At 48.1% G+C, this 11,796-nt stretch carries 9 protein-coding genes; 6 read left to right on the top strand and 3 right to left on the bottom strand.

From position 1 onward, the window contains the following. The first annotated feature begins 136 nt into the window (after positions 1-136). The 3 genes from KDK16_RS02460 to KDK16_RS02450 all read left to right on the top strand — a co-directional run bounded on the left by KDK16_RS02460 (position 137) and on the right by KDK16_RS02450 (position 5,082). Complete coding sequence (locus KDK16_RS02460) at positions 137-316, top strand: hypothetical protein (protein WP_257274503.1); 180 nt, start codon at positions 137-139, stop codon at positions 314-316. A 273-nt stretch (positions 317-589) separates the two neighbouring features. Further along, on the top strand, positions 590-1,636 hold the full coding sequence (locus KDK16_RS02455) for a YhcG family protein (RefSeq protein WP_257274502.1): 1,047 nt from the start codon (positions 590-592) through the stop codon (positions 1,634-1,636). A 131-nt stretch (positions 1,637-1,767) separates the two neighbouring features. Beyond that, entirely contained in the window at positions 1,768-5,082 is a 3,315-nt protein-coding gene (locus KDK16_RS02450) for a type I restriction endonuclease subunit R (RefSeq protein WP_257274501.1), read from the top strand. A gap of 64 nt (positions 5,083-5,146) precedes the next feature. On the opposite strand, the gene KDK16_RS02445 is transcribed toward KDK16_RS02450, so the two are convergent. Then, positions 5,147-6,355, bottom strand: coding sequence for a helix-turn-helix transcriptional regulator (locus KDK16_RS02445; protein WP_257274500.1), 1,209 nt, complete (start codon positions 6,353-6,355; stop codon positions 5,147-5,149). A gap of 189 nt (positions 6,356-6,544) precedes the next feature. Here KDK16_RS02445 and KDK16_RS13465 point away from each other — a divergent pair, with 189 nt between their 5' ends. Then, positions 6,545-7,486: a PDDEXK nuclease domain-containing protein gene (locus tag KDK16_RS13465; RefSeq protein WP_257274499.1), complete on the top strand. Its 942-nt coding sequence runs from the start codon at positions 6,545-6,547 to the stop codon at positions 7,484-7,486. Between the two features lie 109 nt (positions 7,487-7,595). On the opposite strand, the gene KDK16_RS02435 is transcribed toward KDK16_RS13465, so the two are convergent. Further along, complete coding sequence (locus KDK16_RS02435; protein WP_306670695.1) at positions 7,596-8,723, bottom strand: branched-chain amino acid ABC transporter substrate-binding protein; 1,128 nt, start codon at positions 8,721-8,723, stop codon at positions 7,596-7,598. 462 nt (positions 8,724-9,185) lie between these two features. Then, complete coding sequence (gene rpiA, locus KDK16_RS02430; protein ID WP_257255080.1) at positions 9,186-9,857, bottom strand: ribose-5-phosphate isomerase RpiA; 672 nt, start codon at positions 9,855-9,857, stop codon at positions 9,186-9,188. A gap of 187 nt (positions 9,858-10,044) precedes the next feature. Between rpiA and ilvA the strand changes: the two genes are divergently transcribed. Next, entirely contained in the window at positions 10,045-11,559 is a 1,515-nt protein-coding gene (gene ilvA, locus KDK16_RS02425; RefSeq protein ID WP_257274498.1) for a threonine ammonia-lyase, biosynthetic, read from the top strand. Further along, positions 11,552-11,796 (top strand): hypothetical protein (locus KDK16_RS02420; RefSeq protein ID WP_257274497.1); only part of this gene is annotated, 245 nt, incomplete at its 3' end. The genes ilvA and KDK16_RS02420, both read left to right, overlap by 8 nt.

The raw sequence follows: 11,796 nt of genomic DNA, 5'->3' as shown, positions 1-11,796 counted from the left end.
TCAGACCAATTTGCTGCCGCCGCAGTAGGGCAGCTATTCTCGGTCAGGCTCCTAGAGTGCTGCCCATGCTTTGTCACTTGCTGCATTACGCTGGCACGGCTACCGCTCTGAAAGCCGTTATCTGGTGTTCCAGTGTTTGCAGCATACATTAGACGTGAGTCGTGCAAAATGGCGGGTTCTTGATCAATGCCACAACCATCGTAACCTGGCGGAATACGAAGGGCATCTGGATATTAACCCGCAACTGTTAAAAGAACTGATTCTGCTAACCCATGAGCTGTTAAATCTGGTTAAATCACTCCCTGAAATCTCTTAGCCCGGATATTTCATAAACTGCCCCGAATCTCGCGCACGACCACATGGATGTGGGAGGTAGGGCGACGCAGGATGCCAAAGCCGAGGACTTTGTCGCTCTAAGGGATTTTGCGAGGGAGCGCCGTACCGGGGAGTACGGTCGACTGAGCAAAACTCCCATAGAGCGGCAAAGGACAAGCGAGATCGGGAGCACGTTTATGAAATATCCGGGTTAGGACGTCCGTGACTGGCAACCAGCAACAGAACAAAAAGAACACCCCACAGAGGCCACCGTATGAGCAAAACACCCGCTTCATCAAAAGAGCCGGATAACCTGTTCGGCGAAATCAAAGACCTGATCCAGTCTGCCAAACAGCGGGCAGCGGTGGCGGTAAATGCCGAGCTGACCCTTCTGTACTGGCAGGTGGGGCAGCGCATTCATACTGAGGTGCTGAAAGGTGAAAGAGCCGATTACGGCAAGCAAATTATCACTGATCTGGCTAAAAAACTGACAGCAGCCTTTGGCAGGGGATGGAGCAACAAACAACTCCATCATTGTCTCCGCTTTGCGGAGACTTTTCCCGATCCTGAGATTGTCTCCGCAGTGCGGAGACAATTGAGCTGGACCCATATAAAAGCACTGATTTATATCGAAGACGACCTGAAAAGAGAGTTCTACTACCTGATGGCAGCTCAGGAAGGCTGGTCAACCCGAACCCTGCAAAATCGCATGGGCAGCTTGATGTACGAGCGCACAATGCTGTCCAGAAAGCCAGAAACAACCATAGAGCACGACCTGAACCAATTGCGGGAAAAAGGCAGGATCAATGAAAGTTTTGTATTAAAAGAGCCTTACCTGCTCGACTTCCTCGACCTGAATGACACCTTCGTGGAAAAAGACCTTGAAGACGCCATTCTGCGAGAAATGCAGCAATTCCTGCTAGAAATGGGTATGGGCTTTACGTTTGTTGCCCGTCAGCACCGGGTTCTGATCGATGATGACGACTTTTATATTGATCTGCTGTTCTATAACAGAGACCTGAACCGTCTGGTGGCTATTGAACTGAAAAAAGATAATTTCAAGGCAGAATACAAAGGTCAGATGGAACTATACCTGCGTTGGCTTGATAAATACGATCGCCGACCCGGTGAACAATCGCCTGTTGGTATCATACTTTGTGCAGGTAAAAAGCAAGAACAGATTGAGTTACTGGGGCTACATGAAGGTGATATCCATGTTGCAGATTATCTCACCAAAATGCCACCCAAAGAACTATTGGAAGAACGCTTCCAGCAAGCCGTCCGCAACGCCCGAAAACGTATTGAGAATAAAACTGAATAGTGGAATCCTCGAATTGTCTCCGCAGTGTGGAGACAATTCAGCCAGATTGATACATTGTGCAGACACTGTCTGCATAATCCCTGAAAAGTCCCAGATAGAGACCTTTAGGTGCCATTTTGAGACCGTGAAATATGGATAGTACCACCGAATCGATATTCCAAAACGATATGATCGCCCGCCTGCAAGCCAAAGGCTGGCTACTGGGCAGTGGCGACCAGTACGACCGGGAAACGGCGTTGTATACCAGCGATGTGCTGGATTTTGTGAAGAACACCCAGCCGAAGGAATGGCAGAAATTCTGCAAAAGCTTCCCGATGGATTCGGAACAGCATTTTATCAGCCATCTGGTCAACCAGTTAAAGAAAGCCGACGCTAATGCCATTGATAAGGAGCTTCGCAGCTTTGGCACACTGGGCGTATTGCGTCATGGTTTGAAGATTCGCAATGCCCGGTTCTCCCTGTGCCAGTTTATGCCGGAACATACCCTGAACCCGGATACGCTGGCCCGCTATAAAGAAAACCGTTGTCGTGTGGTGCCGGAGCTTGTTTATTCGCCTTATGTCAATCTTGTCCCCCCATCCCAACCTTCCCCCGAGGGGGAAGGCGTCGACGCACATCTGGCAGAAACCGGTAAAAAAGCCAAGGCATGGCGCATTGATCTGGTGTTGTTTGTAAACGGTCTGCCCGTGGCAACGCTGGAGCTGAAATCGGAATTCAAACAGGCCATCGAAAACGCTAAACGACAATATCAAAAGACCCGTCTGCCCAAAGACCCGGAAACCGGCAAGCCGGAACCGTTGCTGACTTTTAAACGGGGTGCGCTGGTGCATTTCGCCGTGAGTCAGTACGAAGTGTATATGGCGACTAAACTGGCGGGCAGCGATACCTTCTTTCTGCCGTTTAACAAAGGCACGGCGGAAGGCGGTGCTGGCAATGAGACACCCGAAGACAAGAATGAATACGCCACCGAATACCTGTGGAACGAGGTACTGCTGCCCGATAACCTGCTGAATATTATCGGTCGGTTTGTGCATTTGCAGATCGAAGAGAAGGAAGACTGGGAAGGCCGCAAGTCGAAAAAGGAAACCCTGATCTTTCCCCGTTATCACCAGTGGGATGTAGTCACCAAGCTGATTGCAGCGGCCAGGGCGGAAGGCACAGGCAACAAGTATCTGGTGCAGCACAGTGCCGGTTCCGGTAAATCCAACTCCATTGCCTGGACTGCCCACCAGCTTTCCACTCTTTATGATGACGAAGGCAATAAGCAGTTCCATTCGGTGATAGTCATTACCGACCGAACCGTGCTGGACGATCAGCTACAAGACACCATTTACCAGTTTGAACACGCCGACGGTGTAGTGGGGCGTATCAACAAAAAAGAAGGCGATGGCTCCAAGTCGGAGAAGCTGGCAGCGGCCCTGGAGAGTGCTCAACCGATTATTATTGTCACCATCCAAACCTTCCCTTATGTATTGGCGGCCATTGAGAACAGTACCAGACTGAAGGAACGCCGTTACGCCGTGATTGCCGACGAAGCTCATTCGTCACAAACCGGCTCCACCGCCCGCAAGCTGAAAGAAGTGTTGATGGTGGAGGGTGTCTCTTCTGATAAAGAGTATGGGGATGAGGACAAAGAACTGTCTTCAGAAGATATGCTGGACGCAACCATTGCCTCACGCCGGGGCAGCAGCAACCTGAATTACTATGCGTTCACTGCGACACCCAAGGCGAAAACTCTGGAGTTGTTTGGTCGCCTGCCCAAGCCCAATGAGCCTGCTTCCAAGAAGAACCTGCCCGAAGCCTTCCATGTGTACTCCATGCGCCAGGCCATTGAGGAAGGCTTTATTCTCGACGTGCTGAAAAACTACACCAACTACAAGGTGGCTTATCAGCTGGCCCAAAAAATAGAGGCCAAGGACGAAGAGGTAGACAGCAAAAAAGCCAAGGTAAAACTCAACCGCTGGGTGCGGCTCCATGAGTACAATATTTCCCAGAAGGTGAAAGTCATCACCGAGCACTACAAAGAGCATGTCATGGGCTTGCTGGGTGGTCAGGCCAAGGCAATGGTGGTCACCAGTTCCCGTAAGGAAGCGGTGCGTTATAAGCTGGCGTTTGATAAATATCTTTCAGAGCGCAAAAGCTCGATCGCCGTGATGATTGCCTTCTCCGGCGAGGTGGAATTTCACAAAGACGACCCGGACAGCGCTGCTCTGCTGAACCAAAAATTTACTGAAACCGCTATGAACCCTGCGCTAAAAGGCCGGGACATGCGTAAAGCCTTCGACACCGACGACTACCAGATTATGCTGGTCGCCAACAAATTCCAGACCGGCTTTGACCAACCCAAGCTCTGCGCCATGTATGTGGACAAACCTCTGGGGGGAGTTGAATGTGTGCAAACCCTGTCCCGCCTGAACCGTACTTACCCCGGGAAAGCCGAGTGCGGCACTTTTGTGTTGGATTTCGTCAATGAGCCGGAAGAGATTCTGGACGCGTTTCAGCCGTATTACCAAATCGCTGAACTGGCGGATGTGACAGACCCGGATAAAGTATTCGACCTTTACGAAAAACTCCGCGCCAGCGGTATCTTTACCCGGAACGAAGTCGAACAGTTCTGCGAGGCTTTTCTTTCCAAGAGCAAAAGCAATGCAGCGGTGAGCAATATCTGCAAGCCCGCTGTGGATCGCTGGCAGAAAAGGTACAGTTCCGCCGTAGAGGCTTATGTTCTTGCCAAAGAGATGTTCGAACGCACCAAGAAGACCAAAGATGCCGTGCTGATCGCGAATGCAGAGAACAGCTTCAAAGAGTGCAAGCAGGAAAAAGACCGGCTGGAAATCTTCAAGAAGGATTTAGGCACCTTCACCCGTTTCTACGAGTTTATGTCCCAGATTGTGGACTACGACGACAAGGATCTGGAAAAACTCAGCCTCTTCGCCCGCTATCTGCGCCCATTGCTCCGTGAAAAAATCATCGAGGAAGATGACATCGACCTGGATAACGTGGTGATGAGCCATTACCGGTTGTCCAGGATTCGACAGCAGGCCATTTCTTTAAAAGAGAGGGAACTGAAGGAAGACGCTGAGGGCTATAAACTGGAACCCTCCAGCGATGTTGGTTCAGCCAAACCCAAGAACAAGAAAGAAGAGTTCTTATCCCAGATTGTGGCACGGCTGAATGAGATGTTTATTACCGACAACCTCACCGATGCGGATCTGATCAGTTATGCCTTCACCGTTCGGGACAAACTGGCCGAAAACGAAACCGTGATGAAGCAGATTGAGAACAATACCGCTGAACAAGCACTGCTCGGTGACTTCCCACAAGCCATTGATGACGCTGTAATGGACAGCAACGAAGCCCAACAGGAAATGATGTTGCAGTATCTTTCCAACCCTGAATTGGCTCGGGGCTTTGCCAGGGTTGTGTTTGATATGTTGAAGGGGTGAGTGAGTGCCCTGCACTGGGCTTCATTGCTGAAGTGCAGGGTAAGATTTCCATATTTGTTCTGACTCAAAGGACTTCAGCACCAGGAATAAATCCACCAGCTAGCGCGATCTGTGTTTTGATAGATTCTTCTGGACTGTTAGCCGCGCCAACCCACTTTCTGATTTTCTCGATATCTGAAAATAAATCCTTCCAATGTATTTTTCGTATGATGATATCCCGTTCATCTGCCATCTGAGGAGAATCACTATATTGATAATCTCTGGCCAGCTTAATCCATAGGTGATATTCCATTGACTCATTCATAAATAACTTGAGATGGGTTATTGGCCAGTAGTCGGGTTTTGAATTGATTTTGGATTGTGGATCAATACTTACTTCCGGATGAACATATCTCCCAAGATAAGGCACATGACCCAACTTTTCGTATCTGCTGTATTGAGTGGATACCTCGCTGGCCTTGTGAAGATTGATATCTCGAACCTTTTCAGTCTGATGGGTGTCATCCATTATTACACGCCCAGTAAGAACAATCTGTTTCATCTGATGAGTTTTCACATCAAAAGGAAAACCAAACTTGAACTCAGGCATATGGTATTTTAATAGCCACAGCCAATAAAAGGTGTTCCGAAACTCTTCTTTATGAATATCCCTTCCTTTAGGAAAAGAAAATAATTTCCTCTCGCTATCAATAAAACCTTTCAGCAGATCATTTTCTAGCTCAGAAGAAAAATCTGGTAAAGGTTCAGGCGGATCATCATAGCTTTTATGAGAATTACAAGCGGGGTTTTCAACACCATAAATATACGAACTTACTTTCTTCCCCCACTCTACAAAGCGATCATCGTTTAAAATACCATTGATCATCTTAATTTTCAGATCGCGCTTTTCTGAAGCGCTTACATTATCAACCAAGCAATAGAATAAACCACAAGCAATTTCCTGATAGTCCGACCTACTGAACGTCTTAGCTAAGCGACTTAAGTGCCTATCCAAACTGGATTGCTCATAGTTGCATATGAACTCATCGAGACTGTCATAAACCTCACCTTTGACATAAACACCTTTTCCAGGTCTTGGCATACCAAAATGTTCAATAATCATTTGCTTAGCGGATGGGGTAATAGAGTATCTACCATTTTTTGCTTCGCTAAGCCGAGTCTCTTCAATCCCCAACAACTCAGCTAACTGTTTCTGGTTCCCACCTGAACTTTTTACAGATTCCAGTGCATGATGAATAAACAGTTTCGACTCATACCTCGATACTTCAGTCATAGCTCAATGCCTCATATATCCTAGGTTAAAGAGCATAGAACAGATAGGGTTATATGTAATTACAAAAAAAGTGTAATTTATCCGTAAAAATTACAATCAAAGCTTGGAACCATTAATTCCATTGGGATTAAGGCCGAATAAAAACGTAATAACTCGTTAGGCTCCTGTTCAGTAGTTCCAACTGTTCAGGTGAATTCGACCTTACTGGCTTTTTATTGGGAACTGGGGGAGGACATTGTTCGTCGACAGTCCAAAGCTAATTGGGGCGACGGCTTCCTGAAACAGCTCAGTAAGGATTTAATGGCGGAATTTCCTGAAATCAAAGGGTTTTCTCGTCGAAATCTTGAGTTGATCAGACAATGGTATACGTTCTGGTCTGAAGATAGGTCAATTGCGCAACAGCCTGTTGCACAATTAACCCAAATACCTTGGGGGCATAATCAACTGATTATTAATAAATGCCAAAGTAAGCAGGAAGCCCTGTATTACGTGCAGAACACTATCAAATACGGTTGGAGCCGGAGTGTTCTGACTCACCAGATAGAAAGTAGCCTCTGGCAGCGTGAGGGGCAGGCCGTCAGTAACTTTAGTACCACCCTGCCAGCCATACAATCTGATCTGGCACAAGAGACCCTGAAAGACCCCTATGTGTTTGATTTCCTGAGCTTGACCCAAAACTACAACGAGCGTGAGTTTGAGCAGGGTTTGACCGAGCATATCACCCAGTTTTTGCTGGAATTAGGGGCTGGCTTTGCTTATATGGGCAAGCAGTATCATATACAGGTAGGACAACGGGATTTTTATATCGACCTGCTGTTTTACCATGCCCAGCTGCATTGTTATGTGGTGATTGAGCTAAAGACGGTTGATTTTGAACCAGAACACGCAGGCAAACTGAACTTTTACATCAGGGCCGTGGACGAACAGCTGCGTAAAGAGGGCGATGCGCCCACCATTGGCATCCTGCTATGCAAGAACAAAGACAAGCTGGTAGCAGAGTATTCCCTCAGCGATATGCAAAAGCCCATTGGCGTCTCGGAATACCAGCTCACTCAGTCACTGCCGGAAAATCTGCAATCGCAGTTGCCCAGTGTGGAAGAGATTGAACAGGGATTGAGAGGTGGGAGATGAGTTACAAACAGGCCGACAACTGAACATTTCAATGTCGGCCTGAGCAGACCACTCCCTTTAATGAAAATACCAACACAGTTATAGTCGATGGTATTTTCCGGTCGGGCTCTTATTTTGAAGCTTCAGATTTAGTTCCGTCAGCATGCCATTCGTAGACGACAAAGCTGAAGTCTTTCAGGTCTCCCTTGCCATCGAAGGCCAGGTTACCTGTTGGCGTACTGAAGGTATTTGAACGCAAAACTTCGGCTACTTCGTCCGGGTCTTCACTCTTGGTCAGCTCCATGCCTTCAGCCATAACCTGAACGGCAGAATAGGAAGGGAATACGAAAGGACCGGATGAATCTTCACCTTTTGCTCTGAAAGCAGCTACCAGTGTGGCATTGGCAGGATCCTGATCAAAACTCTTCGGCAATGTCACCAGCAGACCTTCTGAAGCAGGACCGGCAATGGCTGAAATATCTTTGTTGCCAACACCTTCAGGCCCCATGAATTTAGCCTTCAGACCCTTTTCCGCACTCTGACGCAGAATCAGACCCAGCTCAGGATGGTAGCCACCGTAGTAAACAAAATCGACATCTTCTTTCTTCAACTTGGCAATCAGTGCCGAAAAGTCTTTGTCTCCTGATGTGACACCTTCAAAGACAGCTACATCAATACCGGCTTTTTCAACCGTGTTCTTAACGGCTGTTGCAATGCCCTCACCGTACTGCTGCTTGTCATGAATGACCGCCATGCGCTTGGGCTTGATGCTTTCTACGATGTAGTTACCTGCAGTAGGTCCTTGCAGACTGTCGAGTCCAATGGTGCGGAATATCAATTCATACCCACGACTGGTGATATCCGGGCTGGTGGAGGCGGGGGTGATCATCAGGATGCCTTCATCTTCATAGATGTCGGTAGTAGGCTGGGTGGAAGAAGAACACAGGTGCCCCACTACAAAGCGGATATCGTCATTAACGATCTTGTTGGCAACCGCTACAGCCTGTTTGGGATCACAGGCATCGTCATAGACCACCGCTTCCAGCTGCTTGCCATTGACGCCCCCCTGTTTATTGATCTGCTCGACAGCCATCTTTGCACCACTGAACTGCATATCACCATACTGGGCTACAGGACCTGTGACCGGGCCAGCCAAAGCGATTTTTATAGTGTCGGCGGCCTGAGCCAAGCCGGAAGCGCCTGCTACGGCGGCAGATACCGCCAGAGCGGCCAGAGTTTTGTTCATTTTTCTTATCATGCTGTTGTTCTCTTGGAAAGGACCTAATTCCATTTTCTGATTATTTAAATCCTTCTTTCTCTCGAAAAGTTATATTAAGGATTTTTTTCAGTCATAGCAGCTTTTTTTTCCAAACTTTTTTCTTCGACTTAAGTCTAAATATCTACCAACGTCGTAAGGCGGCAGAACTATTACAGACCTAGAGTGTAAATATCCAGCAAGGGAATGCTCATAACAAGATGTAGGGAGAAGCAGTATGGATACAAAACAACACAATACTCAGGATCATGAACTGAACACCGGCGAACTGATTATACTGTCACTTTCTTTGGGCAGCGTCCTGGCTTCACTTCACTTTTTTTTGAATTCCATTTTCTAACAGCTACGAGTCAAGAAAACATTATTTATCAGTGCCTGTGATGAATAACTTTTCATGCTGAGATGTCAGGAAAAATGGCCGGGTTTGCACCCGGCTCGCGTTACTCAGCGCTTGATGGTCTTAACCCCTTCAGCAGTACCCAGCAGTAGCACGTCAGCGGGTCTCGCCGCAAACAAACCGTTGGTCACGACTCCCACAATCTGGTTGATTTTTTCTTCCAGACCTATGGCGTCAGTAATCTTCAGATTCCATACATCCAGAATAATATTGCCGTTATCCGTCATAACCCCTTCCCGGTAAGCGGGGTCACCGCCCAGCTTAACCAACTCTCGGGCAACATGGCTGCGAGCCATAGGAATAACCTCAACAGGTAGCGGAAATTCGCCCAGCACGTCTACCAGCTTGCTCTCGTCTGCAATACAGATAAACTCTTTCGCCACTGCAGCCACAATTTTTTCCCTTGTCAGGGCCGCTCCTCCGCCTTTGATCAGATGCAGGTGATCACTGGACTCATCGGCCCCGTCAATATAAAAGCGCAGTTCACCGATACTGTTCAGGTCATAAACTGGAATGCCGTGCTGTTTCAAACGATCGGCAGAAGCCTCTGAACTGGCTACGCAACCATCAAAACTGTTTCGGTGCTCTGCCAGAGCATCAATAAAGAAATTGGCCGTGGACCCCGTGCCAATACCGATGATCATATCATCTTCCAGATGAGGGAGAATCCGCTGCAATGCAGCCTCGGCAGTCGCCTTCTTCAGCTCGTCCTGGGTCATGTCTCTACCTTGCGGTCATATACAATGAAGCGGGGATTATACCCCCAGAAATACGCCCCCGCTGAACTAAATACCTTAAATTCCGTATAACCTTTTATTATCTGAACACGATTAAAGATTGTTTCTTGCGTACATGGCTGTTTAGAATCAGTCCAACCAAGATAAGTTATTAAGAAAGTGAAGTCCCATGCCTCATCAGTACATAAGAATGATACTCGAAGCCAAAGTTTATGATGTGGCGATTGAGACTCCTGTTCATGAGGCTCCTTTTCTCAGCAAGCGTTTGAATAATCAGGTTTTTCTGAAGCGTGAAGACCTGCAACCCGTATTCTCATTTAAAATCCGGGGCGCTTACAACAAGATGGCCCAGTTAACCGCCGAGGAAAAAGCCCGCGGGGTGACCTGTGCTTCTGCCGGTAATCATGCCCAGGGCGTGGCTATGGCAGCCAAAACCATGGGTATCGAAGCCGTTATCGTGATGCCCGGCACTACTCCTGAAATAAAGTACAAAGCTTGCGAAGCCAGAGGAGCCAAGGTCATCCTTCATGGCGATACCTTTGATCAGGCACTGGCTTACTCCATGAAACTCGTTGAAGAGCGGGGCTATACCTTCATTCATCCTTATGATGACCCATACACGATTGCCGGTCAGGGCACGATCGGCATGGAGATTCTCCGTCAGCATTCTGGACAGCTCGATGCGGTTTTTGTCCCTGTCGGTGGAGGCGGTTTGGCAGCGGGTATAGCGACCTATATCAAATATCTGCGTCCCGATATCAAGGTCATCGGCGTTGAGTATGAAGAATCTGCCTGCCTGAAAGCAGCTCTGGAAGCTGATGAGCGGGTAACATTGCCTCATGTGGGGATTTTTGCCGACGGTATTGCCGTAGCACAGATCGGTGAAGAAACCTTCAAGCTCTGTCGGCAATACATTGATAAAGTGATCACGGTCAGCTCTGATGAAATCTGCGCATCCATCAAGGATATCTTTGATGATACCCGCTCGGTTTGTGAGCCTGCCGGTGCAGCTAGTGTGGCTGGCCTCAAAAAGTATGTCAGTGAGACAGGTGCCAGTCATCAAAAACTGATGGCTATAGCCAGTGGCGCCAATATAAATTTTGATCGTCTGCGCTATGTTTCTGAACGTGCAGAATTGGGTGAGAAGCGCGAAGCGATCATCGCTGTCACCATCCCTGAGCAACCAGGCAGCTTCAAACAGTTCTGTGAAACCCTCGGTAAAAGGAACATCACCGAATTCAACTACCGCTTCCATGATCCCAAAAATGCCCGAATCTTTGTAGGTGTCCAAGTTCATCCTGATCAGATGCCTATCGATAATCTGATCGATGAATTGAAAGAGAAAGGTTATCCGGTAGAGAACCTTAGTGAAAACGAGATGGCCAAGTTGCATATCCGCCATATGGTGGGCGGCCACAGTAAAGCAGTGAAGGATGAGGTGGTTTATTGTTTTGAATTTCCGGAACGTCCGGGAGCCCTGCTCAACTTCCTGGATAAACTGGGTGCCCGATGGAACATCAGTATGTTCCATTACCGAAACCATGGTGCTGCCTATGGCCGCGTCGCCGTAGGTCTGGAAGTACCAGAAACAGAGAGACAGCACATAGCCAAATTTCTGGCTGACTTAGAATACAACTATTGCGAGGAGACGAATAATAAGGCTTATCAGGCGTTTCTTGGATAATTACTCCATGATACCCGAAACCCCGGACTTCTTGTCTGGGGCTTACCTACTGCACAAACAAAGCATGAACAAACAAAAACCCCGGTCGATCACTCAACTGGGGTTCTGCTTTATTCAATGCCTGGCGATGACCCACTCTCACATGGGGAAGCCCCACACTACCATCGGTGGGGGCCGCCCAGGTATGTGCGTTTCACTGGCCTCAACGCAAAAACCCCAGCCGATCACTCAACTGGG

Source organism: Endozoicomonas sp. SESOKO4 (assembly GCF_024606275.1).
Note: the sequence above shows the minus strand (reverse complement) of the source record. Positions and strands in the feature narration are given on the sequence as shown.

Coding starts and splice junctions, on each gene's coding strand:
- ilvA (WP_257274498.1), top strand. CDS start 10,045: ATGCCTCATCAGTACATAAGAATGATACTCGAAGCCAAAGTTTATGAT.
- KDK16_RS02435 (WP_306670695.1), bottom strand. CDS start 8,723: ATGATAAGAAAAATGAACAAAACTCTGGCCGCTCTGGCGGTATCTGCC.
- KDK16_RS02455 (WP_257274502.1), top strand. CDS start 590: ATGAGCAAAACACCCGCTTCATCAAAAGAGCCGGATAACCTGTTCGGC.
- rpiA (WP_257255080.1), bottom strand. CDS start 9,857: ATGACCCAGGACGAGCTGAAGAAGGCGACTGCCGAGGCTGCATTGCAG.
- KDK16_RS02445 (WP_257274500.1), bottom strand. CDS start 6,355: ATGACTGAAGTATCGAGGTATGAGTCGAAACTGTTTATTCATCATGCA.
- KDK16_RS02450 (WP_257274501.1), top strand. CDS start 1,768: ATGGATAGTACCACCGAATCGATATTCCAAAACGATATGATCGCCCGC.